Genomic DNA, 24170 nt, shown 5'->3' with positions numbered 1-24170 from the left:
CGGCTCGCAAGCACATACACCGAATCCATGAGCTGGTACAACAAAGTCGCCTGGAGCGAAGGACTGTTTCTTCGTCCACAGCTGTTCCAACAGCAGGAGCGCTACCTCGAGCATCTCGCGCACAAGCGCACCGCCTCGCTCAGCCCCTTTTACTGGGGCTTCAACCACTACAGCATCGACGCGGAATCGCTTTCGCTGGGCAAGCTCGTGCTTGCCAGCGCCGCGGGCATCTTCGCCGACGGCACGCCGTTCGATGCGCCGGGGCAGACCGTGCCACCCGCGCCGCTCACCATCCTGCCGGAGCACCTCGAGCAGGTCATTCATCTTGCGGTGCCCATTCGCACGCCCAACGGCGAGGAGACCAGCTTCGACGATGCCGCCGCATCCTCGGCATCGCTGGCGCGCTTTTCGGTGTTCGACACCGAACTGCGCGACGCGAACTCCATCGGGCAGGGGCCGAAAACGGTGCAGCTGTCCCGGCTGCGTTTGCGCCTGCTGCCGCAGCGGGAACTCACCGATGCGTGGATCGGGCTGCCGCTCGCCAAAGTCACGGTGCTGCGCTCCGACGGCAGCATCGCGATCGACCCGAATCTGATTCCGCCAGTCAACGGCTACGGCGCGAGCCCGCTGCTGGCCGACTGGATCACCAACCTGCACGGCCTGTGCCGTCTGCGCGCGCAGTCGCTGGCGGCACGGCTCAGCGGCAACGACGGCAAATCGAGCGAGGCCGCCGAGGTGTCCGACTTCCTGCTGCTGCAGATCCTCAATCGCTACGAACCTTTGCTGGAGCACTGGCTGCGCGTTCGCGAGACCTCTCCGGAGGTGCTCTACACGGCGCTTCGCACCTTGGGCGGAGAGCTGGCCACCTTCGTGCGGGCAACCACGCGCCGGCCCAGTCCGCATCCGGCCTATCAGCACATCGATCCCTATCTTTCTTTCAGGGAACTCATGGGCGACGTGCAGGCACTGCTCAACGACGTGCTGGTGCGCAGCGCGCAGAGCATTCCGTTGGCCCAGCGCGCCAACGGTGTGCGGGTGGCCAGCGTCGAACCGTCGGAGCTGCAGGGCTTTTCGAGCCTGGTGTTCGCGGTGGCAGCCCACACCCCCCCCGATCTGCTGGCCAGCCAGTTTCCGGCGAGTTGCAAGGTCGGCCCCAGCGATCGGCTTGCCGAACTCATCCGCTCGCACCTGCCCGGCATTCCGCTGCAGACCTTGCCGGTGCCGCCGCGCCAGATTCCCTTCAACGCGGGCTTTGTCTATTTCCAGATCGATCCGCGCGGGCCGCTGTGGGAGCACATGGTGAAGCACGGCGGTCTTGCGCTTCACGTCGCGGGCGAGTTCCCCGGCTTGCGCATGGAGCTTTGGGGCGTGCGGGAAAAGTGATGCCACGTCAACAACAGCTCCGAGCACGGTGCGCGATGGGGCCTGCCGTCTTTTCGCTCCGCCCGACTTCATTCATTTCTTAACGCGCCCATGCTCCACAAAAAGAACTCGACGATGCCCCCGGAGACGGTGGCACGCAAGAGCCTCATGACGATCAACCGGGTGACGCGCAGGTCGACGAAAGTGTGTCGCCTGAGCCGGGGCTGGTGCCCGAGCCCCCGGCGCAGGAGCGGCTTGCCGCCATCGTCGCCGCGCAGAACCCTTTGCTCGAAGCGGCCCAGCCCTTGCTGCGTGCGCTGGCCGACATGCCTGCGACGCTTGGCACCCAGGGCGTACCGTTGTTCCACCGCCTGCTCGAACGCGAAGTCGCGAGTTTCCAGGCGATCTGCAGCAACGCACAGGTTCGCCACGAACACGTGGTTGCGGCCAGCTACTCGCTCTGCACCGCGCTCGACGAGGCGGCCAACAGCACCGAGTGGGGAGGCGGCAAGGGCGGGGAGGCCGGCATCTGGGCCGGGCAACAACTGGCGGCGAAATTCCACGGCGACACGAAGGGCGGCGACAAATTCTTTCTGCTGGTGGGACGGCTGGCCGCCAGCCCGCAGGAGCACATCGATCTGCTCGAGCTGATGTACCAGATCCTCGGACTGGGCTTCGAAGGGCGCTTCAGCACTGCGGCCAACGGGCGTCGCCAACTCGAAACAGTTCGCCATCGGCTGTTCGTCCTGCTGGGCACGGCGCGTGGCGATGTGCCGCAGGACCTGTCGCCGCACTGGCGAGGCGTCGGGGCCGGCAAGTTCCGTCTCTTGCGCAGCGTGCCGGTGTGGGTCACGGTGTCGTTGTTGACGCTGGTGCTGTTCGGTCTCTTTGCCTGGTACAAATATCAGTTGCTGCGAATGAGCGCGGATGTGGAGCAGCGCATCGCGGCCATCGGCCGGATGCACCCACCGCCCACGCCGCCAGCGCCTCCCATCAAGCCTTTGCGCCTGAAAGAACTGCTGGCGCCGGAGATCGCGCGCGGGACCGTCAGCGTGGAAGAAGACGATCGCCGCAGCGCCGTCACCTTCAAGGGCGACGACATGTTCGTGCCGGGGCAGGCCCGCTTGAATGCGCGGATCCTGCCGGTGCTGGGCAAGGTGGCCGACGAGATCAACCAGGTCACCGGCTCCGTGCAGATCACGGGGCACTCGGACAACCAGCCCATCAAGACCCGTGAGTTTCCCAACAACCAGGTGCTGAGCGAAAAGCGCGCGGCCGCCGTGGCTGCCGTGCTGCTGTCCAAGGGCGTGGTGGCAACGCGCATTCGCACGGAAGGACGCGGCGACACCGCGCCGATTGCCGACAGCGCAACGGCTGCCGGGCGCGCCAGGAATCGTCGGGTCGACATCGTCGTCACGCAGGGCGACGCCACCAATTCCGTGTCGGTGCCCAAGGTGTCCCAGCCCGTGCCAGGCCGCTAGAGGCAGGTCGGAAAGCTTTCATGCAATACCTCAAACAGTTCCTGGCATTCCTCTTCTCGCGGCAGATGCTCGCCTTTCTCGCGATGGTGCTGCTGGCGCTGGCGATCTGGTTCGTCGGCCCGCTGCTCGCCGTGGACGGGCTGCGCCCGCTGGCGTCGGTCGGCGTGCGCGTGACTTTCATCGTCTTGCTGCTGGTGCTCGGCATCTTCTGGCTGGTGTCGGGGCCCTACAGCCTGATCGGCGTGGCGGCGCTTTGCCTGCTGGTCTGGCACGCGGGGCCCCTGCTCGCCATAGGCGTGGCCCGGCCGCTCGCGCCGCTGTGGGTGCGCGCAACGGTCATCGGCGTGGTGCTTCTGCTGTGCGCGCTCTACTGGCTCTATCGCTTGTGGCAGGCCTTGCGCAACAACGACGATCTGCTTGCCAGGTTCCTGAGCTTCGGCCAGGACAAGGGCAAGGACGACACCGCGAAGGAAGAACTGAAGACAGTCACGGCCGCGGTCCAGCGGGCGTTGGCACAGCTCAAGGGCCTGCGCGACCGTGGCGGCCTGCGCCGGCTGTTCGAAGGCAAGCGCTACCTGTATGAACTGCCCTGGTACATGATCCTGGGCAGCCCCGGGGCGGGAAAGACCACCGCGCTTCTCAACGCCGGGTTGCAGTTTCCGCTCGCGCGGCAGATGGGCAACGCATCGAAGCGCACGGTGTTCAAGTCCACGGGAGGCACGCTTCACTGCGACTGGTGGTTCACCAACGAAGCCGTGCTGATCGACACGGCGGGTCGCTACACCACGCAAGAGAGCGACCCCGTCACCGACCCGGTCGAGTGGCAAGGGTTTCTGGGGTTGCTGCGCAAGCATCGGACGCGCGCCCCGCTCAACGGCGTGATCGTGACGCTCAACGCGGCCGAAATCCTGACCATGACCGACGCGGAGCGCTCCGAGCACGCGGGCATGGTGCGCGACCGGCTGGCCGATCTTCGGCAGGAGCTCGGTATCCGTTTCCCCGTGTACGTGGTCATCACCAAGATGGACCTGCTGCGCGGTTTCAACGAGTACTTCCAGTCGCTCACGAGTGAAGGGCGCACGCAGGCCTGGGGCTTCACGCTGCCGTTCCACGGCATGAAGAGTTCGCGGGCTGCCGCACAAGGCCGTGAAGCCCTGCGCACGCAGGTGGGTACCGAACTCGCGTTGCTCAAGGATCGGCTCGCCGCCGGCTTGCGCTCGCGCTTGAATGAAGAGTTCGACGTCGACCGCCGCAAGCGCCTGTTCGCGCTGCCTCAGGAACTGGCCGGGCTCGCCGTGCCGCTGGTGCCGATGCTCGACGAGATTTTTCTCGCCTCGCGCTTCGACAAGACCCAACTGCACGACACGCTGCGCGGCGTCTATTTCACGAGCGGTGCGCAGGCTGATGTCGACCTTGCAGCCGATCCGGGCACGCTGCTGCAACGGCTGTGGCGCAGCCTCGGCCTGTCCACGGGTGGATTGGCGAACGCCTCGCCGAGCGAGGCGGCGCCCGTCAAGACGCCCCCCACCCGCGCGCAACAGGGCTTCTTTCTCCAGGACCTGCTGACGAAGGTGATCATTCCCGAGGCGCATCTGGTTCGGCCCAACTTGCGCTGGGAGTTCCGCTTCCGGCTGCTGCGCCTCACGGGGCATGCGCTGGCCGTGGTGATCTTTCTTTGGCTGGCCGGGGCACTCGCGCTGAGCTTCGGCAACAACCGCCAATACCTGTCGGTCGTGGGCCAGCGCGCCGAAGTGCTCACGGGCCAGGTTCGCGCGCTGTTCGCCAGTTTCAAGCCCGCAGGCGTACCCGACGTGCTCAATGGCGCGCGCGAGCTGCCGGGCTATCCAGGGCTCGACATCGACAATCCGCCGGGCAGTTTTCTCTACGGCCTGTACTCGGTGCCCCCGGTGCTGGCGGCGACGAGCGACGCCTACGCGCAATTGCAGGACCACACCTTGCTGCCGACCATCCTGAACCGCATGGAGGCCGTGCTCGCGCAGAGCATGAAGGACGGCGACGCCAAGACCGCCTACGAAACCCTGCGTGTCTACAAGCTCCTGCACGACAAGGACCGCTACATGAAGGGCGGCGCGCGCGACGTTCGCAACTGGGTGCTCAAGGACTGGGAGAACGCCGACAGCGCCGCAGCCTTCGGCGGCCGCGCCTCGATGGTGGGGCATGTGACGGCGCTGTTCTCCGGCGAGCGGCCGGTGCAGTCGGCCTCGCTGCCCAACGAGGCGCTGGTGCGTTCGGTGCAGGAATTCCTCAACAGCAACACGTCGACGCAGCGCGTGTACGAGCGCGCCAAGGCGGCGATGCAATTCGAGGCGCCGCAGGAGTTCACGCTGGTGCGCGCGGTGGGGCCGCAGGCGGGCACCGTGTTCTCGCGCGCGGGCGGGTTGCCGCTCGAGAAGGGCGTGCCGGGTCTCTTCACGTACGACGGCTATCACGACGTCTTCAACAAGCGTCTGCCCGAGTTCGTGGGGCGGGCACTCGATGACGACGCCTGGGTGATGGGGCGCGGCAACGGGACCGTCGCGTTCGCGGGCGACGTGTCGTCCAAAGCGGGCCAACTGGTGGACGAGGCCGCGCGCAAGCTGCAGAACGACCCCTTGCTCGAGGACATCCGTCGCCAGTACCTCAATGAATATGCACAGAACTGGGAGTCGTTTCTCGATTCGATTCGCACGGTCAGCGGCAGCGACACCACGGGCACCAGCCTGGGGTTCGACCTGAGCGTGCTGCGGCAGTTCGCCGCACCCGATTCACCGCTCGCGCGGCTGGCCCGCGCCGCCGCGCGCGAGACCACGCTGTCGCGCCCGCTGGTCGTTCGCGCGCAGGAAGAAAAGGGCTTTCTCGACAAGGCCAGCGACGAGCTCAACAAACAGACCAGCGCCCTCGGCAGGAACCTGGGCATCCGCCCGGAAGAACGGCTCGAGAAGCAGGTCGTCGACAACCGCTTCGCCGCGCTGCGCGAAGTCGTTACGGGCCAACCCGACATCGGCACGGGCAGCATGGGCGCCACGGGTGCCAAGCCCGGGCTCGAGACCATCTCGGGCCTCGTGAACGAGTTTTACACCCTGCTGGTCGTGGCCGACACGGCGCTCGTCGCCGGCAGCCTGCCACCCGGCGGCACCGAGATCGGCGCGCGTTTGAAGCTGGAGGCCGGGAAACTCCCGGCGCCTTTTCGCGAGGTGCTGACCGCGCTCGCCACCAGCGGCGGCGACAAGGTGGTGCAGGGCTCGACCGGCATCCTGCGCAACCAGGCGCAACTGCAGCTCGACCGCATCATGGGCTTGATGGCAATGCAGGTGAGCGAGCCCTGCAAGCGCGGCGTGGAGGGGCGCTACCCGCTCGCCGCGACGGCACAAGACGCCTCCATCGAAGACTTCACCCTGGTGTTCGCCGTGGGCGGCGCGGCCGACGAGTTCTTCAGCAAATACCTGGCGCCCTACGTCGACACCAGCGTGCGCCCCTGGCGCTACAAGGACCCGAACACCGCGAACGCCATGGTCGGCGCCGACGCCGCACCCACCGCCACAGCCACCACCGGCTCCGCGCCGGCGCTCATGCCCGCGACCACGGGGCCCACGCTGCTGGGTGAACTGCTCAAGCTGCTGGCCCAGAGCGGCCCGAGCCTCGACGCCTTCTACCGGGCCCAACAGATCCGCGACCTGTTCTTCCGTGATGCAGGCGGCAAGAAGCTGGCGTGGAAGATGGATCTGCGCGTGCTCGAGCTCGAGCCCAGCATCACCGACCTGATCATCGACATCGATGGGCAAGGGCAGCGCTACGTTCACGGTCCGGTGCAGGCCTTTGCCGTCAACTGGCCCGGTCCGCGCGGCGGTGCGATGGCGGAGCTCACGGCCAATCCGCGCATCTCGGGGCCAACCTCGACCCTGTTGACCAGCGGGCCGTGGGCGCTGTTCCGCTTGCTCGAGAAGGGGCGCATCGTGAACACCGCGACGCCGGGGCGCTTGAGCGTGGAGTATTCGTTCGACGGGCGCAAGGCTCTGATCGACATCAATTCCGGCAGCCAGCCCAACCCGCTCGGCAGCGACGTGCTCAAGGGCTTCCGCTGCCCGGGCAGGGCCTCCTGACCCATGTGGAGACAGTGGGTTGCCTCCTGGCACGTCACACCGCCCGCCATCTGGGGCAAGCTGCCGGGCCATGCCGACTTCGTGCGCAGCGGGGTGCGACACGGCGAGTCGGAAGCCTGGATGCCCTGGCTGGCCCAGCAGAGCCGCAACGCGGGCGCGGACGTTACCGCGCGGGCGGTGGCCGTGCCGGTCGCCTTTGTGCTGCCGCCCGGTACGCTGGCCTTTGCGCCGCGGCGTTTCGTGCTGGGTGTCATCGCGCCGTCGATCGACAAGGTGGGGCGGCACTGGCCGGTGCTGGTTTACCAGCTGGCGCATGCACGGTGGGCGCAAAGTCACTTCGAGGCGCAACTGCGGCAACCGCTCGACTGGCAGTTCTGGCTCGCCCGCGCTGTGGCCCGTCACACCCGCGCCGACGGGGCTGCCGAGCTTCAGGCACTGGAGCAGACGGTGAGCGCACTGTGGCGCGAGCAACTGCGGGAAGGTCGCACGCAGTCGGAAGGCGGCGACGAGCGGCACCACCAGCGGATGCAAGCCGCGCTCGATCGATGGGCGGGCCCTGCTCCCGGAAACGATCCGGCGGCGCATCTGCATGGCGTTCGCTATCTCCCCTGGCCGGACTGGCCCCGGCGCTTGCTCGGCCCGCGCTCTGAAAGTGCGTTCTGGCAGCAGGACGCCGAGGGGCGTTTCGTCGGGGCCGCCAACAGGCTGCAGAAGTTGTGGGGCGGTGCGCCATGAACACCGAAGAATTTCGCTTCGACGATGGCGAGGTGTTGTCCTTGCGTCTGCGACTCACGCACAGCGGTGGAGATGTGCGCGACGGTGCCATCCTGATTCCCGCCGCGGGCAGGGGCGTAGCGACGCGCTTCAGCTGTGCGGTGAACGCCAGAGCGAAGCCCAATGGCGCGTGGCCAACCTGTGCCGCATCGCCTGGAGCGACACGGCCGGCGGATGGCAACTGCTGAACGGCAGCCATGTGCTCATGTGTGCGCTCAACGGCAAGCGTGTCCGGGCCGGCCTCGTGGTGCCCATTGCGGCAGGGGACACGCTCGAGCTGGGTTTGTTGCGGTTCGTGGTGGAGTTCGGGGAGGGCGGGCGATCAAGGGCGGGCCGGTGGTGGTCGAGCCGGCCCGCCCCGTGGCGAGCGCTGCGCCTCAATTCGACTTGCGCGACCTTGCCGCGCGGGGCGGTGAGAGCGGCAGCCTCGACCCCGAGGCCGATATGCAGGCCGACCCCTTCGGCATGCTCGGCATGGCTCGGGCACAGTCGCGCCCGACGGTGGAGGTCTTGTCGGAGCTGCTGGGCGAGCCGCAACGGCCCGCGCCGCGCGTCACGCCGACGGCGTCGTTTGCGAACCCGGTCCCGGCATCCGAGCGTCGCGTCCCCCTGCTCGACGAACTTCACGACGAATTCGTCCGCGTCGTGCGCGACCCCGACCAGCTTTCGGGCCGTACCGACTGGGAGGGTTTTCTGTCTTCAGGCGCCGAGCCCGCACCCACGCTGGACGAGCTTCGCGAGCAGGCGCAGCCCTATGCCTTGCTGCGCGACATCCTGCAGCCCCCCGAGGCGATCGACCGGCTCATCGACGACTTCGAGCCGCTCGTGAGTTCGGGCCTGCTCGACGCGGAGCAAGCCGACGATGTACTGAGCCTGTTCGCGCCCGAACTGGCCCGCGACGCCAGAGCGCCGTTGCCCAGCCTCACGCGGCGCGAACACCACGACCTTTCGCCGGACAGCCACATCCGCATCGGCTCGGCCCGCGCCAGCGAAGACCATGGCGACGAAGGCGCTCCCCGATGACGGTCGATACCAGGCCGGCGTTGCAAGAGGCGCTCGGGCGTTTGCGCAAGGCGCCCTGGAAGTTCGGCTTCCTCGCACTGCTGCGGCGCTTCGGCGCCTCGCATTTGCAGCAACCACCGATCGGGCGGGCCAGTCGGCCGCAGCAGGAGCCTTTCAGGCTGGGGCAGGCCGCAGCCCTGATTTTTGCGCCGCGTGAAATCGCAGGGGCCGTGCTGCCGGGCGAATCGGAGCCCCGCGTGCCCGGTGACGCCAGTCCGCGCGCGGGCAACAACCCGGCGCTTCCGATGGTGCGGGTCTACGGCCTGGGCCTGCTGGGCCCCAACGGGCCGCTGCCGATTCACTACACGGAACTGGTCCGCGACCGCACCGAGAACAGCAACGACAGCACACTCGCGGATTTTCTGGACCTGTTCCACCACCGCTACCTGACGCACATGTACCGGGCGTGGGCCCAGAGCCAGGCGGCGGCGGGGCTCGACCGCATGGAGGACGAGGCCTTCAGCGGCTACATCGCGCGCCTGACGGGGCACGATCCGCTGGAGATCCGCGATTCGGTCCTGCCGGCGCATGCGCGGCTTGCCGCGTCGACCCATCTGAGCCGCGAGGCCCGCAACCCCGACGGCCTGGCCGCGACGCTGGCGCGCTTCTTCGCGGTGCCCGTGCAGCTGCAGGAGTTCGTGCTGCACTGGATTCGCATCGACGAGGAAGACCAGAGCCACCTGGGGCGGGCACGGGCTTCCAGTGTCATGGGCGTCGGGGCGATCGCGGGGGAGGTTGTGGCCGACCGGCAGAACAAGTTCAGGCTCGTGCTGGGTCCGCTGAGCCTCACGCAATACCTGCGCTTCACGCCGCAGGGGCAGGACCTGGCTTCGCTCGTCGAATGGGTGCGCGGATTCGTCGGCTACGAATTCGTCTGGGAGGTGGAGCTGCGCGTTCGCAACGACAGCACGCCGCCCGCGCGGCTCGATGACACCGAAAAGCTCGGCTGGTCCACGTGGCTCGGCGGTTCCGAAGGCGCGCTGCGGCCGCGCGACGGCGCCGGTGGTGCCGCGACATCCCCGGGCTACACCGTCGGCATGGTGTTCGAGCCCGAGCAATACATCGGCTCGCGTTACCGCAACGACAACGACAACAACCACGACGCGCGCGCCGCCCGCTGACTTTCCAGACGCAGACCCCATGACCCTCGCCACGCATTCCGCTTCAGGGGCCATCGCGCCCGACTTGTCTTCTTCGCACGCAGGGGCCGAAGGGGGCGCCGACGGCTTGCAGCCCTTCAGCGCCGAAGCACCTTGCGGACCCAGCCTCGAGTACGACGCCGAGTACGCGGTGTTGCTGTCGCGCATGTCTCCGCGCGGCGACGCGCAATACGGCCCCTTCGTCGGGACGCCCGAGGCGCCGAACTGGGCCGAGATCGAGCGCGATTGCCGCCGCCTGCTGCTGCGCACGCGGGACATCACGCTGTTCGTCTGGCTTTGCCGTGCCCGCACCCGGCTCGCCCAGGCGGCGGGGCTCGCGCAGTCGCTGGCCGGGCTTGCGGCTGTGCTCCAGGCCTGGCCTGACGCTGTCCATCCGCAGTTGCTGATCGAAGGGGAGCGCGATCCGGCCGTGCGTGCCAACGCCCTGGCCGCGCTGGCCGATCCCGAGGGCCTGCTCGGCGATGTCCGCGAGATCGTGGTGGCGGCCAATGCCGCGAGGTATCTGAGCGTGCGCGAGGTCGAGCGTGCAGGAGCGGTGCCGCGCCCGCTCGACGCGCCGAGTCCGGAGTCCGTCGGACAGCAACTGGCGCAGTTGCACCGGTCTTCGGTCGACGACCCCGAGGCGCCCGTGCGTCAGCTCGCGGCTGCGTCACGCACCTTGGGGCAGATCGCGGCATGGGCAGCGGCGCACCTGGGGCAGGACGCACCGCCGCTGCAGGCGCTCACGCGCTTGCTGGCGCCATTCGACCCTGTCGAGGCGTCCGCCGGGAACGTGCCCGGGGCGGTGCAAGGTTCCCCCGAAGATTCCGCGGTGCCTGGGCCAGCCGGTTTCACGGATTCCGGCGTCTCGATGCGAGAGGACGCGCTTCAGCGCATTCGCACCGCGCGCCAGTGGTTCGAACACCACGAGCCGAGCAGCCCGGTCGCCGTGCTGCTTCTCCAGGCCGAGCGCATGGTCGGCAAGCGCTTCTCGCAGGTGGTCGATGCCATTCCGCTCGATCTCCTGCGGAAATGGGATGCCGAGGGAGACGCGTCCCGATGACACATCTCTCTCTCGGGCTCCTGCTGGGGTGCCTTCTGGTCGGTGTATTGGGCGGCGTGTTGGGGGCCTGGGGTTGCGCACGCAGTTTTCGCAGGCAGCTGGAGGAGCAACGGGAAGCCTTCGAGCACGCCCGGGAGCAAGCGCAGCGGGATCTGCAACACGCCATGCTGTGCCTGCCGCAGTGGATGCAGCAGGCCGCCAGGACCGAACTCGAATTCCTGGGGCGCAAGCAGGCGGAGCGCTGGAAGGAGCAACTGCAGGAGCAGCAGCGCTGGCAGTCGGAGCAGGATGCCCGGCGGCTGGCGGAATGGCGTGCCTTGCTGTCCGAATCGCCACTGCCCCTGCCACGGCGTGAAGCGCCTGCGCCTGGGCCCGCGCCCGCACCGGCGCCCAGACCCAGGCCGCCGGCTCCTGCTTCGCCTTCCGCCCGCCTGCCGGAACCGCCGCGAATCCCGCTGCCGCCTCCCGTGGCCGTCCACGTGCAGGAAGTGCCCGAGCGCGAACTCACGGACGAGGAAATCGACGCCTTGCCGCCCGATCTGCCCCCCGCAACCCGGCCTCCCGGCCGAAAACTGCAGGCGCCCCGCGGGCCGGTTCTGCGCAATATATAAAAGACCGGCAGCTCGCCGGTTTTTTTATGCGTTTTGTGCTGTCGCACACGACGCAAGCCCCTTGATTTGTCGAATATGCGTCACCAAGTCTGCTTGCGCCGGCACGGTGCTTGCACGCTCTATAGAATCTTTTTCATGGCAACGAGAATTCCCAAGACTCCCAACACCCCGCCGGCGCAGAAACCGGCCGGGGATGACGGAGATTCGGTCGTCCTGGAGCGCCGGCCGCAGAAAACTGCGCCGCCCCAGATGTACCAGGTGGTGATGCTGAACGACGACTACACGCCGATGGAGTTCGTGATCGTCGTGCTGCAGGAATATTTCAGCAAGGACCGCGAAACCGCGACCCAGATCATGCTCAAGATCCACCTCGATGGCCGGGGCGTGTGTGGGGTCTATTCCCGCGACATGGCCGCCACAAAGGTCAATCAGGTGATGGAAGCCGCACAGCAGGCGGGGCATCCGCTGCAATGTGTCAGCGAACCAGTTGCGTGAACCTGTTGAATTGCGCAAGCTCCAACCCATCTGAGAACTTATTTACAGCAAGGCAAAAGGAAATCACATGATTGCCCAGGAACTGGAAGTCAGCTTGCACATGGCCTTCGTCGAGGCCCGGCAGCAGCGCCACGAGTTCATCACCGTGGAGCATCTGCTGCTCGCTTTGCTGGACAACCCGAGCGCCGCGGAAGTTCTGCGCGCCTGCTCGGCCAACGTCGACGACCTGCGGGCGTCGCTCACCAACTTCATCAAGGACAACACGCCACAGGTGGCGGGTACCGACGATGTCGACACCCAGCCGACCCTGGGTTTCCAGCGCGTGATCCAGCGCGCCATCATGCATGTGCAGTCCACCGGCAACGGCAAGAAGGAAGTCACCGGCGCCAACGTGCTGGTCGCGATCTTCGGTGAGAAGGACTCGCACGCCGTCTACTACCTCCACCAGCAGGGCGTGACCCGCCTGGACGTGGTGAACTTCATTGCCCACGGCATCAAGAAGAGCGATCCGCCCGAAGCCGTCAAGGGCAGCGGCGAAGCGCCTTCGAACGAGGGCGAAGAGGGCGGCGGCGAACGCAACGAGAAGGCCTCGCCGCTCGAGCAGTTCACCCAGAACCTCAACCAGCTCGCCAAGGACGGCAAGATCGATCCGCTGATCGGCCGCGAGTACGAGGTCGAGCGCGTCATCCAGATCCTGTGCCGCCGGCGCAAGAACAACCCGCTGCTGGTCGGCGAGGCCGGCGTGGGCAAGACCGCCATCGCCGAAGGCCTCGCATGGCGCATCACGCAGGGCGACGTGCCGGAGATCCTGGCCGAGTCGAACGTGTTCTCGCTGGACATGGGCGCGCTGCTGGCCGGCACCAAGTACCGCGGTGACTTCGAACAGCGCCTGAAGGGCGTGCTCAAGTCGCTCAAGGACAAGCCGAACGCCATCCTGTTCATCGACGAGATCCACACGCTGATCGGCGCGGGCGCGGCCTCGGGCGGCACGCTGGACGCATCGAACCTGCTGAAGCCGGCGCTCTCCAGCGGCCAGCTCAAATGCATCGGCGCGACCACCTTCACCGAATACCGCGGCATCTTCGAAAAGGACGCGGCCCTGTCGCGTCGCTTCCAGAAGGTCGACGTGGTCGAGCGTCGGTGCAGGAAACCGTCGACATCCTCAAGGGCCTGAAGTCGCGCTTCGAGGAACACCACGGCGTGAAGTACGCGGTGGCGGCCCTGCAGGCCGCGGCCGAGCTCAGCGCCAAGTACATCAATGACCGTCACCTGCCCGACAAGGCCATCGACGTCATCGACGAAGCGGGCGCCGCCCAGCGCATCCTGCCGCCGAGCAAGCGCAAGAAGACCATCAGCAAGACGGAAGTCGAGGAAATCGTGGCGAAGATCGCGCGCATTCCCCCGGCCAACGTCAGCAACGACGACCGCGGCAAGCTGCAGACGATCGAGCGCGACCTCAAGAGCGTGGTGTTCGGCCAGGACAAGGCGCTCGAAGTGCTTGCCTCGGCGGTCAAGATGGCGCGTTCGGGCCTGGGCAAGGGCGACAAGCCGATCGGCTCGTTCCTGTTCTCCGGCCCCACGGGCGTCGGCAAGACCGAAGCCGCGAAGCAGCTCGCCTACATCATGGGCATCGAGCTGATCCGCTTCGACATGTCGGAGTACATGGAGCGTCACGCGGTGAGCCGCCTGATCGGCGCGCCTCCGGGCTACGTCGGTTTCGACCAGGGCGGCCTGCTGACCGAGGCTGTCACGAAGAAGCCGCACTCGGTGCTGCTGCTCGACGAAATCGAGAAGGCGCACCCGGACATCTTCAACGTGCTGCTGCAGGTCATGGACCACGGAACGCTGACCGACAACAACGGACGCAAGGCCGACTTCCGCAACGTCATCATCATCATGACGACGAACGCGGGCGCCGAGACCATGAACAAGGCGACCATCGGCTTCACCAACCCGCGCCAGGCGGGCGACGAAATGGGCGACATCAAGCGTCTGTTCTCGCCTGAATTCCGCAACCGGCTGGATGCCATCGTCAACTTCAAGGCGCTGGACGAGAACATCATCCTGCGCGTGGTCGACAAGTTCCTGCTCCAGCTGGAAACGCAGCTCAGCGAGAAGAAGGTGGAAGTCACCTTCAGCGACAAGCTGCGCAAGCACCTGGCGAAGAAGGGCTTCGATCCGTTGATGGGCGCGCGTCCGATGCAGCGCCTGATCCAGGACACGATCCGTCGTGCGCTGGCCGACGAACTGCTGTTCGGTCGCCTGACCGACGGCGGGCGCCTCGAAGTCGACCTCGACGACAAGGACGAAGTGCTGCTCGACATCCAGCCGCTTCCCAAGAAGGAAGGCAAGTCGAAGCCCGAAGCGGAAGAAGCCGCCACGGGTTGAAACAACCAGGCAGTCCGTGGCCGCTGAGGCCGCGGAAATAGCCTCCAAAGGCCGGTAGCATCGCGCTGCCGGCCTTTTTCTTTGGGCCGGCGACACTGCACCGCCGCCTCAACCCTCTTTTCGCCTTGATCCTCCCCGAACTCAGCCACGAATGGAAAACCGGCCTCTCCCTGGCGTGGAGCGGCTACATCGCCGTGCTGTCGGTCTGGATCGTGATGCAAAAGCGCGCGCCGGTGTCCACGATGAGCTGGATCCTGTCGCTGGCGCTGCTGCCGTTCGCGGGCTTCGTCATCTACTACTTCCTCGGCCCGCAGCGCCTGCGCAAGCAGCGGCTGAAGCGGCTGCGCAGCCGCGCCAGCGCCTTTGCCCAGGCCGACGTGGCGCGGTTGCGCGACGCGGCGCAGAACGCGCCACCGGCCCTGCAGCAGATGGCGAAACTGGGCACGGCCACCTGCGGGCTGCCGGTGTCGAGCGCCCTCGGCGTCGAGTTGCTGTCGGGTGGGGCGCGCACCTTCGATGCGATCTTCGACGCCGTGCGCGCCGCGCAGGACCACATCCACCTCGAGTACTACATCTTCGAGCCCGACAAGATCGGCACCGCGCTGCGCGACCTGCTGGTCGAGCGCGCGAAGCAGGGCGTGACAGTGCGCCTGCTGATCGACGCCCTCGGCTCCAAGCGCATCGGCCGCAAGTTCATGGCGCCGCTGCACGAAGCCGGCGTGCAGGTGGCGCTGTTCCACGACACCAAGATCGGCCGGCGCCTGCGCCCGGTGACCAACTACCGCACCCACCGCAAGATCGTGGTGTGCGACGGGTGCGTGGGCTTCACGGGCGGCGTGAACATCACCGACGAGGAAGACAAGCGCACCAACCCCGACGCCTACCACGACGTGCACCTGCGCATCGAAGGCAGCGCGGTGCGCTGGCTGCAGACCACCTTCCTCGAAGACTGGACCTACGCCACCGGCGAAGACCCGCGCCGCATGGACGACGCCATGGACGCCTTGCTGCCGCAGCTGGAGGCGGGCGACGTTCCGGTGCAGATCGTCACCAGCGGCCCCGACAACACGCTCGAGGCCATCCACCGCATGCACGTGGAAGCGATTCATTCGGCCACGCACCGCGCCTGGCTCACCACCCCGTATTTCGTGCCCGGCGAGCCCGCGCTGATGGCGCTCACCAGCGCGGCCTTGCGCGGCGTCGACGTGCGCCTGCTGGTGCCACGTCGCAGCGACTCGGCCATCGTGAGCGCCGCCGCGCGCTCGTACTTCGACGAACTCATCGCCGCCGGCGTGAAGGTGTGGGAGTACAAGGCCCGCATGCTGCACTCCAAGACCTTGGTGGTCGACGACCATTGCGCGATGATCGGCACCGCGAATTTCGACAACCGCAGCTTCCGCCTCAACTTCGAGGTCTGCGCGGTGGTTTATGGTCCTGCACTGGCGCGGCCGCTGGCGGCGCAGTTCGAGACCGATCTGCACAGTTCCGGCGCGGTGCGCGCCAACCGGCGCCAGGGTTTCTGGCGTCGGCTCGGCGATGCGATCGCGCGCCTGTTTTCACCCTTGCTCTGAATGAACCACACCTTTCTCTGGCACGACTACGAAACCTTCGGCGCCGTGCCGCGCCGCGACCGCCCCTCGCAGTTCGCCGCCATCCGCACCGACGCCGCGTTGAACGAAGTCGGCGAGCCGCTGATGATCTATTGCAAGCCCGCGCCGGACTACCTGCCCAGCCCCGAGGCCTGCCTGATCACCGGCATCACGCCGCAGGTGTGCCTGGAGCGCGGCATTCCCGAGCATGAATTCGCCGCGCACATCGAAAACGCCTTCTCGCAGCCCGGCACCATCGGCGTGGGCTACAACACCATCCGCTTCGACGACGAGGTCACGCGCTTTTTGTTCTGGCGCAACCTGATCGACCCCTACGCGCGCGAATGGCAGAACGACTGCGGCCGCTGGGACCTGCTCGACGTGGTGCGCCTCATGTACGCGCTGCGCCCCGACGGCATCGAGTGGCCGAAGAAGGAAGACGGCAAGCCCAGCTTCAAGCTCGAAGACCTGGCGCGCGCCAACGGCCTGCTGCACGAGTCCGCGCACGATGCGCTGTCGGACGTGCGCGCCACCATCGCGCTGGCCCGCCTGATTCGCGACAAGCAGCCCAAGCTGTTCGACTTCGCCTTCGGCCTGCACAAGAAAGACCGCGTGGCCAGCGAACTCGGCCTGCCCGCCATGCGCGAGACCGCCAAGCCCTTTCTCCACGTCTCGGGCATGTTCCCGGCGGAGCGCGGCTGCCTCGGCGTGATGTGGCCGCTGGCCAGCCACCCGACCAACAAGAACGAGCTGCTGGCCTGGGACCTGGCCTACGACCCGAGCGAGCTGCGCGACCTCGACGCCGACACGCTGCGCCTGCGCCTTTTCACCCGCACGGCCGACCTGCCCGAGGGCGTGACGCGCCTGCCCGTGAAGGGCATTCACCTGAACAAGTCGCCGATGGTGGTCGGCAACCTGCGCACGCTCGCGGCGCCCATGGCCGAGCGCTGGGGCATCGACCTCGACACCGCCATGCGCCACGCCGCCATTGCGCGCGACCTGCCCGACATGAGCGCCATCTGGTCGAAGGTCTACGCCCGTCCGAAGGAGGCCACGCCCGATGTCGACGAAGACCTCTACGGCGGCTTCGTCGGCAACGCCGACCGCCGCCGCCTGAACCAGCTGCGCGGCCTGTCGCCCGAGGAACTGGCCAAGGACCGCACCGGTTTCGACGACGGCCGCCTCGACGAGATCCTGTTCCGCTACCGCGCGCGCAACTGGCCCGAGCTGCTCAACGAAGAAGAGACCGAGCGCTGGGAGGCACTGCGCGTGGCCCGCCTGTTCAAGGGCGAGGGCGGGGCGCGCACCATCGAGGCGCTGTTCAGCGAAGTCGACGCCTTGTCCGAGAACGCGGACGAGCGCGGCGAAGAGATCCTCGGTGCGCTCTACGAGTACGCCGAGGCCATTGCCCCCGAAGCCTGACCGAGGCCCGCACGGCCGCACGAACGCGCAAAAGAATCATGCTGCAGATCAACCCCGAACTGTCGTCGACGCTGGAACCCTACGGCCTGTTCCTGCCCACCGGCTCGGTGGTGGCCTTGCCTTTTCGCTTCGAGCCGCCGGTGCGCTTCATGGTGAGCGTCCAGGTCTTCGGCGTGTCGATGGGGTCGTATTCGTACATTGCGCCGATGGTGCAGCTGCATCAGTTCGAGATGGGGCGCTTCTGCTCGATCGGGGACAACCTGAACGTGCTGAGCCAGCACCCCTCGGACTGGCTGACGACGCATCCGGTCTCGCACCAGCATTTCTTCCCGCCGCCGTTCACTCATTCGTCCGTCCATGAATTCCCGCAGCTGCAGGGAAAGACCGTGGTCGGCAACGACGTGTGGATCGGTTCGCGCGTGAGCCTGAAGAGCGGCGTGACCATCGGCGACGGCGCCATCATCGGCGCGGGCGCGGTGGTGACAAAAGACGTGCCGCCGTTCGCCGTGATGGGCGGCGTGCCCGCGCGCATGATCCGGCGCCGTTTTTCCGACGCGCTGATCGAACGCATCCAGGCCTGCCCCTGGTGGGACTGGGACCTGCGCCAGTTCACGCTCGACTGGCGCAAGCCGGAAGAGGCGCAGACCCTGCTCGAAGCCGCCGTGGCCGATGGGCGCGTGGTGCGCTGGAGCCCGGGCTGGCGCGTGCTGGAGCACGGCACGCCGGCCGAGGAAGGCCAGGCGCCGCCGCTGGTGGTGCGGGTCGAGTGATGCGCGGCGCGGGGCTGTTCGGTGCCGTGGCCGTGGCGCTCTCCGCTTGCGCAGCGCTGCCGCCGGCACCGTGCGCCACCGGCTTTGCTGCCTCCGAGCGCGACACGCTCTATTTCGGCCGCGCCATCCCCGCAGGCGGACAGGTCTCCGATGCACAGTGGGCCGATTTTCTCGACACCACCGTGACGCCGGCGTTCCCGCAGGGCCTCACGGTGATCGATGCCGCCGGCCAGTGGCGCGGTGCGTCGGGTGACATCGCGCGCGAGCCGTCGAAGCTCGTGGTGTTGCTGCACCCGCGCGGTGCAAAGGATGACGCTGCCATCGCCGGCATCATCGACAGCTACCGCAAGCGCTTCGGGCAGGAAGCGGTACTCCAGGAAAGGCAGTCCGCCTGTGTCCGCTTCTGACAAGGACCGCAACCTCGTTCGCCGGCTGAAGGCCGCAGACGCGGCTGCCTACCGCGCCGTGATGCTCGACGCCTATGCCACGCACCCCAGCGCCTTCACGTCCACGGTGCAGGAGCGCGAAGGCTTGCCACCGGGCTGGTGGGAAGAGCGCCTGGGCGCCAGCGAGGCCGCCGACGCGAGCGTGGTCTACGGCGCCTTCGACGACACCGGCGCGCTGGTGGGCGCAGCGGCCTGAGTTTCGAGAGCCGGCAGCGTGCGCGCCACAAAGCCACGCTGTTCGGCATGTCGGTGCTGGCCACGGCGCGGCGCGCGGGCTTCGGCCGCCGGCTGGTGCTGGCCTTGCTCGACCATGCGCGCGCACGCGGCGGCTTGCGGCTGGTGCAGCTCACCGTCACCGAGGGCAACGCCGCAGCGCAAAAACTCTATGAGGACTGCGGCTTTCGCGTCTTCGGCCTCGAGCCGCTGGCCATCGACGTCGATGGCGAGTTGCTGGGCAAGGTCCACATGTGGTGCGACCTCCAGGCCGACGGCTCAGGGCCTGCGTCGGCCGACCGAAGCGATGAAGGCGTCCACCGCTGAGGTGTAGGCCCCGGGCAGCCCGAGCTCGGCGTTGATCTGCGCGTGCGACAGGTCTTCGGGCAGCACTTCCGCGCGACCGCCGCCGGCCGAGACACGCGCCGCGAACTGGTTCGCCTGCGTGCACGATCCGTCGCGCCGCTGCGTCGAGCACACCAGCAGCATCGGCGGTGCGCCCGGTGCCAGCGTGTCGGTCGGCGACACGCTGCGCCAGAAGGCCGGGTCGGCGCCGAACACGCGGTCGTAGAAGGGCAGGTGCTGCCGTCGCATCAGGCCCGTGGTGTCGAGCGCGGCGCTGTCGAGCGCGATGGCGCCGAGCCACGGCCGCGCGCCTTGCTGCTGTGCAATGTCGGGTGATGCGCTCAGCAGCGCGACCAGGTGCGCGCCCGCCGAATGCCCCATGAGCACCAGCCGCCCCGCATCGCCGCCCCACGACGCCGCGTTGGCCTGCACGGACGCCACGGCGCGCGCCACGTCCCGCGCCTGCTGCATCACGTCGACCTGCGGCACGAAGCGGTAGCCCACCGACACCAGCACATAGCCCTGCGCGCGCACCCAGTGGTCGACCTTGAGGTCGACCACCGACGCCGCGTCTTTCTTGCCGAACATCCACGCGCCGCCGTGGACCATCACGAGCACCGGCGCACCGCGTGCGTTCGGCGGCGTGTAGACGTCCATGCGCTGCATCGCGTCGGGGCCGTAGGGCACGTCGGGAAGGCGCCGCACGTCGGGCTGCGCCGTCGCGGCAACGGACGACAAGGCCAGCGCGAGCAGCCACGCGGTGCACAGCGGCGCAAGGCGTTTCATCATCATCGTCGTGGGGGCGCGGCGCCTGGTCAGGCCTTGGGAATCATCCAGCCCGTTTCGCCGCCGCGTCCCGGCAGGTGCAGCGCGGCGGTGGCGGCCGGCGTTTCCGCCAGCAGCCGCCCCTTGCGAAACACCTTGAGCCGCGTGGCGCGCAGGCGGATCGCCTCAACAGGATCGCGCGCCTGCAGCAGCACGAAGCTCGCGTCGCAGCCCGCCGCGATGCCGTAGCCCTCCAGGTGCATCACGCGCGCGGCGTTCGTCGTCACCGCTTCGAAGCACTGGCGAATGCGGCCTGGCTCGTCATCTGCGCCACGTGCAGGCCCATGTGCGCCACTTCGAGCATGTCGCCCGAGCCCATGCCGTACCACGGGTCCATCACGCAGTCGTGGCCGAATGCGACGTTCACGCCGGCGGCCATCAGCTCGGGCACGCGCGTCATGCCGCGGCGCTTGGGGTAGCTGTCGTGGCGGCCCTGCAGCGTGATGTTGATCAACGGGTTGGAGATGACGGCCACGCCGCTCTGCGCGATCAGCGGCAGCAGCTTGCTCACGTAGTAGTTGTCCATCGAGTGCATCGACGTGCAGTGCGAGCCCGTCACGCGGCCCTGCATGCCCAGGCGCTGCGCCTCGAAGGCCAGCGTCTCGATGTGGCGCGATAGCGGGTCGTCGGACTCGTCGCAGTGCATGTCGACCAGCTTGCCGCGCTCGGCCGCCATTTCGCACAGCAGCTTCACGCTGGCGGCGCCGTCGGCCATGGTGCGCTCGAAGTGCGGAATGCCGCCGACCACGTCCACGCCCTTGTCGAGCGCGCGTTCGATGTTCTCCACGCCGCCGGGCGAACGCAGCACGCCGTCCTGCGGGAACGCCACCAGCTGCAGGTCGAGATACGGCGCCACCTTGCGCTTGACCTCGAGCAGCGCGTCGACTGCGAGCAGGCTCGGGTCGCTGGTGTCCACGTGCGAGCGCACCGCCAGCAGCCCCTTGGCCACGGCCCAGTCGCAGTACGCCAGCGCACGCTCGATCAGCGCCTCGGCCGTGAGCAGCGGCTTCAGCTCGCCCCACAGCGCAATGCCTTCGAGCAGCGTGCCGCTCTCGTTGACGCGCGGCAGGCCGTAGCTCAGCGTGGCGTCCATGTGGAAGTGCGGGTCGACGAAATGCGGTGCGAGCAGCAGGCCCTGCGCGTCGAGCTTCTCGTGCGCGGGCGCGTCGAGGCCGGCGGTGACTTCGGCGATGCAGCCGTCCTGCACGGCGATCGACATGCCGGTGCGGCCGTCGGGGAGGGTGGCGTTGGTGATGAGGAGGTCGAGCATCGGTGGGGAGGTCTTGTGGGATCGGTTGGGCGCTATTTTCCGCCGCCGCTCCCGCGAAGCACAGCCCAAGCCGCGAAAATCCCGCGATGCCCCGCAAACCCGCGCCAAAGCCCGACGTCACGGCCGAAGCCGATGGCGCCATGCCCGACATCAGCGAACGCGCCGACGGCCCCGCGCTGATCGCGCTGCGGGGCGCCGACGCACCGGGCCACGAGTTCCGCCTCGGCACCCGCGAGTACGACTGGCACCACCACCTGCGCGGCCAGGTCTTCTGCGTCGAAAGCGGACTGGTGCATGTGCGCACCGCGCACGGCTCGTGGCTGTTGCCGCCGCACCGCGCGGGCTGGCTGCCGCCCGGCGAGGCGCACAAGGTCAGCATCAGCGGCGCGATGAGCGGGTGGACCGTGCTGATCGCGCCTGTCGCTGCGCAGACCTTGCCCGAGCGACCTTGCGTGGTCGGCATCAGCGAACTGATGCGGGCGCTGGTGCGGCGCGCCGTGACATGGGCCGATCGGGACCGGCTCGACGCCGAGCAGGAGCGCATGAGCGCCGTGCTGCTCGACGAAATGCGCCGCGCGCCGCACGAGCCGCTGCACCTGCCGATGCCCACCGACCGCCGGCTGCTGCGCATCGCGAGCGCCATCTACGAGCAGCCCGAGAACGGCCGCACGCTCGAAGAGTGGGCGCAGTGGGCCGGCCTGTCGCCGCGCACGCTGAGCCGGCTGTTCCTGGCCGAAACGGCCGTGAGCTTTGCCCAGTGGCGGCAGCAGGCGCGGCTGGTGCACGCGCTGGAGCGGCTGGCGCGCGGCGAGGCCGTGGCGGACATCGCCGATGCGCTGGGCTACGCAACGCCGAGCAATTTCATCGCGATGTTCAAGCGCAGCTTCGGCGAGTCGCCCGCGCGCTACTTCGCCAGCCGTGGCGCCCAGTGAAGGTAGATGTAGACGTTCTCGCTGCGGTCCCGCGCCACGCCGGCCGTGCCCCACTGGAACTTGGCCGGTAGACCCGGCACGCCGGCGGCCTGCAGCCAGCGTTCGTGAAAACGGTAGCGCTCGTCGACGCTCGCGTAGAAGGCGTCGCTGTCCAGGTTGCGGTGGCGAGGCGGGGTCAGCGCGATGGCGGCGCTGGCCAGCCGATCCTGCTCGAAGCGCAGTGTCAGGTCGACGTCCGAGCGGTCCGCCGTGCCGTGCGCGGTGGCGAACACGCATTCGACCTGGCGGCCTTCGACGTTCACCGTTTGCGGGTTTGTCGAAAAAAGAGAGGGAAGGCCATCGGCACGGCTGCCCGCGTCGATGACGGTGCCGAAAGCCGTGATGCGGCCGTTCGAGGTGTCCAGTACCGGTGCGAAGGTCATGACCTCTCTAACGCATGCGCTGCGCCCGATACCGGTATTGCCCGGGCGCCGGCCCGACCTCGATGGTCACGCGCCGCAGCTTGTCGTCGTGCCCCGAGTCGGCCTTGGCCGTCACCACGATGCCGCGCGGCGTTGCCCGGCACGTCAGGTCCGACAGCGCGATCTCCGCATGGTCGTTGTCGAGTTCGGCGATGGCGACCGTGTGCTCCGCGTGCAGGCTGCCGTTGGCGTCGCGCGTCATCCATTGCACGTAGAGAAAGGACTGGGCGTACTGGTCGGCATGCACCACCCGGTAGGTGCCCTGGTGGTCCTTGCCCCAGGTGCCGCAAAGCTGCACCCAGCTGACGGCGTCGGCCGTCTTGAAGGTCTCGTAGCTGTAGTCGCTGCCCAGCGCCCGCGCGTTCGCGCCGCACAGCGCCAGCAAGGCGCAGAGCAGGGCGGCGCGCGCGGTGTTGATGGTCGTGGTCGTCGTCGTTCGCATCAGCGTTCTCCCTTGCGGTAGGGCTTCATCAGCGCCTGCGGATAGCTGGCCTTGCGCGCCACCAGCACCAGCGCCAGGATCGACAGCAGGTACGGCAGCATCAGGTACAGCTGGTAGGGCAGCACGGCGTCTCCCGATTGTTGCAGCCGCAGTTGCAGTGCATCGAAGAACGCGAACAGCAGCGCGCCGAGCAGGGCCTTGCCCGGCCGCCACGAGGCGAACACCACCAGCGCCACGCAGATCCAGCCGCGCCCGTTCACCATGTTGAAGAAGAAGGCGTTGAAGGCCGAAAGCGTGAGGAAAGAGCCGGCCATGCCCATCAGTGCCGAGCCCGCGACGATGGCGCCGGTGCGCGTGGCCGCGACCGACACGCCCTGGCTCTCGGCCGCCTGCGGGTTCTCGCCGGCCATGCGCAGCGCCAGCCCGAGCGGCGTGCGGTACAGCACCCAGCCCACCACCGGCACCAGCAGCAGCGCGAACAGCGTGAGCGCGGTCTGCGCGTTGAGGATGGGCACGGGCAGCCAGTCCATCGGCGCGAACGGCGTGATGGTCGGCGGCGTGTTCACCTTGGGGAAGCTCACGCGGTAGCCGAAGTAGCTGAGGGCGGTCGCGAGCAAGGTGATGCCCAGCCCGGACACGTGTTGAGAGAGCGCCAGGCCCACGGTCAGGAAGGCGTGCAGCAGGCCGAACACCATGCCCGTGAGCGCGGCCACGCCGACGCCCACCCAAAGCGGCGCGCCGGCATAAACGGCGAGCCAGCCGGTGAAAGCGCCCGCGACCATGATCCCTTCGATGCCGAGGTTGAGCACGCCCGCGCGCTCGCACAGCAGCACGCCGAGCGTGCCCAGGATCAGCGGGGTGGCGATGCGCAGCACCGCGACCCAGAAGGCGGGGTTGGCGAGGATGTCTAGAAGGTCGGTCATCGGGTGTTTCTCCCTCCCCTTCCGGGGGGGGGCGGGGTGGGGGCAGGCGGCGCTCGC

21 protein-coding genes and 2 pseudogenes are annotated in these 24170 nt (G+C 68.1%); 18 read left to right on the top strand and 5 right to left on the bottom strand.

From position 1 onward, the window contains the following. Window positions 1–27 precede the first annotated feature (27 nt). The 17 genes and pseudogenes from tssK to BMG07_RS23550 all read left to right on the top strand — a co-directional run bounded on the left by tssK (window position 28) and on the right by BMG07_RS23550 (window position 19242). On the top strand, window positions 28–1383 hold the full coding sequence (tssK, locus tag BMG07_RS23630; protein ID WP_198086591.1) for a type VI secretion system baseplate subunit TssK: 1356 nt from the start codon (window positions 28–30) through the stop codon (window positions 1381–1383). 185 nt (window positions 1384–1568) lie between these two features. Further along, entirely contained in the window at window positions 1569–2843 is a 1275-nt protein-coding gene (gene tssL, locus BMG07_RS23625) for a type VI secretion system protein TssL, long form (protein ID WP_307867057.1), read from the top strand. A gap of 20 nt (window positions 2844–2863) precedes the next feature. Then, on the top strand, window positions 2864–6943 hold the full coding sequence (tssM, locus tag BMG07_RS23620; RefSeq protein ID WP_198086590.1) for a type VI secretion system membrane subunit TssM: 4080 nt from the start codon (window positions 2864–2866) through the stop codon (window positions 6941–6943). 3 nt (window positions 6944–6946) lie between these two features. Beyond that, a complete protein-coding gene (gene tagF / locus BMG07_RS23615) occupies window positions 6947–7678 on the top strand; it encodes a type VI secretion system-associated protein TagF (protein WP_198086589.1) in 732 nt (243 codons plus the stop codon). Further along, on the top strand, window positions 7675–7905 hold the full coding sequence (locus BMG07_RS23610) for a hypothetical protein (protein ID WP_198086588.1): 231 nt from the start codon (window positions 7675–7677) through the stop codon (window positions 7903–7905). Before tagF ends, BMG07_RS23610 begins: the two co-directional genes overlap by 4 nt. Window positions 7906–8053: 148 nt before the next feature. Beyond that, entirely contained in the window at window positions 8054–8740 is a 687-nt protein-coding gene (locus BMG07_RS23605; protein ID WP_198086587.1) for a TagK domain-containing protein, read from the top strand. Beyond that, window positions 8737–9900 carry a type VI secretion system baseplate subunit TssG gene (tssG, locus tag BMG07_RS23600; protein WP_198086586.1) on the top strand — a complete coding sequence of 388 codons (1164 nt, stop codon included), beginning with the start codon at window positions 8737–8739 and terminating at the stop codon, window positions 9898–9900. Before BMG07_RS23605 ends, tssG begins: the two co-directional genes overlap by 4 nt. Window positions 9901–9919: 19 nt before the next feature. After that, window positions 9920–10981, top strand: a complete 1062-nt coding sequence (locus BMG07_RS23595; RefSeq protein WP_198086585.1) for an ImpA family type VI secretion system protein — start codon at window positions 9920–9922, stop codon at window positions 10979–10981. Continuing rightward, window positions 10978–11592 carry a hypothetical protein gene (locus BMG07_RS23590; RefSeq protein ID WP_198086584.1) on the top strand — a complete coding sequence of 205 codons (615 nt, stop codon included), beginning with the start codon at window positions 10978–10980 and terminating at the stop codon, window positions 11590–11592. Before BMG07_RS23595 ends, BMG07_RS23590 begins: the two co-directional genes overlap by 4 nt. Before the next feature lie 135 nt (window positions 11593–11727). Next, on the top strand, window positions 11728–12087 hold the full coding sequence (clpS, locus tag BMG07_RS23585) for an ATP-dependent Clp protease adapter ClpS (RefSeq protein ID WP_070060554.1): 360 nt from the start codon (window positions 11728–11730) through the stop codon (window positions 12085–12087). A gap of 67 nt (window positions 12088–12154) precedes the next feature. Beyond that, window positions 12155–14475, top strand: a pseudogene (gene clpA / locus BMG07_RS23580) (ATP-dependent Clp protease ATP-binding subunit ClpA). Between the two features lie 125 nt (window positions 14476–14600). After that, window positions 14601–16046 carry a cardiolipin synthase gene (gene cls, locus BMG07_RS23575; protein ID WP_198086583.1) on the top strand — a complete coding sequence of 482 codons (1446 nt, stop codon included), beginning with the start codon at window positions 14601–14603 and terminating at the stop codon, window positions 16044–16046. Next, a complete protein-coding gene (gene sbcB, locus BMG07_RS23570) occupies window positions 16047–17486 on the top strand; it encodes an exodeoxyribonuclease I (protein ID WP_198086582.1) in 1440 nt (479 codons plus the stop codon). 38 nt (window positions 17487–17524) lie between these two features. Continuing rightward, on the top strand, window positions 17525–18256 hold the full coding sequence (locus tag BMG07_RS23565) for a CatB-related O-acetyltransferase (protein ID WP_198086581.1): 732 nt from the start codon (window positions 17525–17527) through the stop codon (window positions 18254–18256). Next, complete coding sequence (locus BMG07_RS23560; protein ID WP_198086601.1) at window positions 18256–18663, top strand: DUF3574 domain-containing protein; 408 nt, start codon at window positions 18256–18258, stop codon at window positions 18661–18663. The genes BMG07_RS23565 and BMG07_RS23560 overlap by 1 nt, the downstream gene beginning before the upstream one ends. Continuing rightward, a complete protein-coding gene (locus tag BMG07_RS23555; protein ID WP_198086580.1) occupies window positions 18650–18898 on the top strand; it encodes a hypothetical protein in 249 nt (82 codons plus the stop codon). The genes BMG07_RS23560 and BMG07_RS23555 overlap by 14 nt, the downstream gene beginning before the upstream one ends. 47 nt (window positions 18899–18945) lie before the next feature. Next, on the top strand, window positions 18946–19242 hold the full coding sequence (locus BMG07_RS23550) for a GNAT family N-acetyltransferase (RefSeq protein ID WP_198086579.1): 297 nt from the start codon (window positions 18946–18948) through the stop codon (window positions 19240–19242). On the opposite strand, the gene BMG07_RS23545 is transcribed toward BMG07_RS23550, so the two are convergent. Both BMG07_RS23545 and BMG07_RS23540 read right to left on the bottom strand, forming a co-directional pair. After that, on the bottom strand, window positions 19195–20052 hold the full coding sequence (locus BMG07_RS23545) for an alpha/beta hydrolase (RefSeq protein ID WP_269759328.1): 858 nt from the start codon (window positions 20050–20052) through the stop codon (window positions 19195–19197). The genes BMG07_RS23550 and BMG07_RS23545 overlap by 48 nt on opposite strands. 23 nt (window positions 20053–20075) lie before the next feature. Then, window positions 20076–21355: pseudogene (locus BMG07_RS23540) on the bottom strand (amidohydrolase family protein). An 86-nt stretch (window positions 21356–21441) separates the two neighbouring features. On the opposite strand from BMG07_RS23540, the gene BMG07_RS23535 reads away from it, so the two are divergent. Beyond that, entirely contained in the window at window positions 21442–22287 is an 846-nt protein-coding gene (locus BMG07_RS23535) for a helix-turn-helix domain-containing protein (protein ID WP_374221315.1), read from the top strand. On the opposite strand, the gene BMG07_RS23530 is transcribed toward BMG07_RS23535, so the two are convergent. From BMG07_RS23530 to BMG07_RS23520, 3 genes are read right to left on the bottom strand one after another with little or no spacing between them, the layout of a single operon-like run. Further along, the gene (locus BMG07_RS23530; protein WP_198086578.1) at window positions 22260–22709 is read right to left on the bottom strand and encodes a hypothetical protein; all 450 of its coding nucleotides are present in this window, start codon (window positions 22707–22709) and stop codon (window positions 22260–22262) included. The two genes, BMG07_RS23535 and BMG07_RS23530, sit on opposite strands and share 28 nt — an antisense overlap. 7 nt (window positions 22710–22716) lie before the next feature. Continuing rightward, complete coding sequence (locus BMG07_RS23525; protein WP_198086577.1) at window positions 22717–23190, bottom strand: hypothetical protein; 474 nt, start codon at window positions 23188–23190, stop codon at window positions 22717–22719. Next, on the bottom strand, window positions 23190–24113 hold the full coding sequence (locus BMG07_RS23520) for an ABC transporter permease (protein ID WP_198086576.1): 924 nt from the start codon (window positions 24111–24113) through the stop codon (window positions 23190–23192). The genes BMG07_RS23525 and BMG07_RS23520 overlap by 1 nt, the downstream gene beginning before the upstream one ends. Window positions 24114–24170 lie beyond the last annotated feature (57 nt).

This window comes from Variovorax sp. E3, assembly GCF_016082275.1.
Lineage (GTDB): Bacteria > Pseudomonadota > Gammaproteobacteria > Burkholderiales > Burkholderiaceae_C > Variovorax.
The sequence above is the reverse complement of the archived record's forward strand: the minus strand, read 5'-3'. Positions and strand labels throughout refer to the sequence as shown.

What these genes read in the sequence shown, in the direction of transcription:
- tssK (WP_198086591.1), top strand. Translation starts at nt 28, where the DNA reads ATGAGCTGGTACAACAAAGTCGCCTGGAGCGAAGGACTGTTTCTTCGT.
- tssM (WP_198086590.1), top strand. Translation starts at nt 2,864, where the DNA reads ATGCAATACCTCAAACAGTTCCTGGCATTCCTCTTCTCGCGGCAGATG.
- tagF (WP_198086589.1), top strand. Translation starts at nt 6,947, where the DNA reads ATGTGGAGACAGTGGGTTGCCTCCTGGCACGTCACACCGCCCGCCATC.
- BMG07_RS23610 (WP_198086588.1), top strand. Translation starts at nt 7,675, where the DNA reads ATGAACACCGAAGAATTTCGCTTCGACGATGGCGAGGTGTTGTCCTTG.
- tssG (WP_198086586.1), top strand. Translation starts at nt 8,737, where the DNA reads ATGACGGTCGATACCAGGCCGGCGTTGCAAGAGGCGCTCGGGCGTTTG.
- BMG07_RS23595 (WP_198086585.1), top strand. Translation starts at nt 9,920, where the DNA reads ATGACCCTCGCCACGCATTCCGCTTCAGGGGCCATCGCGCCCGACTTG.
- BMG07_RS23590 (WP_198086584.1), top strand. Translation starts at nt 10,978, where the DNA reads ATGACACATCTCTCTCTCGGGCTCCTGCTGGGGTGCCTTCTGGTCGGT.
- clpS (WP_070060554.1), top strand. Translation starts at nt 11,728, where the DNA reads ATGGCAACGAGAATTCCCAAGACTCCCAACACCCCGCCGGCGCAGAAA.
- sbcB (WP_198086582.1), top strand. Translation starts at nt 16,047, where the DNA reads ATGAACCACACCTTTCTCTGGCACGACTACGAAACCTTCGGCGCCGTG.
- BMG07_RS23565 (WP_198086581.1), top strand. Translation starts at nt 17,525, where the DNA reads ATGCTGCAGATCAACCCCGAACTGTCGTCGACGCTGGAACCCTACGGC.
- BMG07_RS23560 (WP_198086601.1), top strand. Translation starts at nt 18,256, where the DNA reads ATGCGCGGCGCGGGGCTGTTCGGTGCCGTGGCCGTGGCGCTCTCCGCT.
- BMG07_RS23550 (WP_198086579.1), top strand. Translation starts at nt 18,946, where the DNA reads ATGTCGGTGCTGGCCACGGCGCGGCGCGCGGGCTTCGGCCGCCGGCTG.
- BMG07_RS23545 (WP_269759328.1), bottom strand. Translation starts at nt 20,052, where the DNA reads ATGATGATGAAACGCCTTGCGCCGCTGTGCACCGCGTGGCTGCTCGCG.
- BMG07_RS23535 (WP_374221315.1), top strand. Translation starts at nt 21,442, where the DNA reads ATGCCCCGCAAACCCGCGCCAAAGCCCGACGTCACGGCCGAAGCCGAT.
- BMG07_RS23530 (WP_198086578.1), bottom strand. Translation starts at nt 22,709, where the DNA reads ATGACCTTCGCACCGGTACTGGACACCTCGAACGGCCGCATCACGGCT.
- BMG07_RS23525 (WP_198086577.1), bottom strand. Translation starts at nt 23,190, where the DNA reads ATGCGAACGACGACGACCACGACCATCAACACCGCGCGCGCCGCCCTG.
- BMG07_RS23520 (WP_198086576.1), bottom strand. Translation starts at nt 24,113, where the DNA reads ATGACCGACCTTCTAGACATCCTCGCCAACCCCGCCTTCTGGGTCGCG.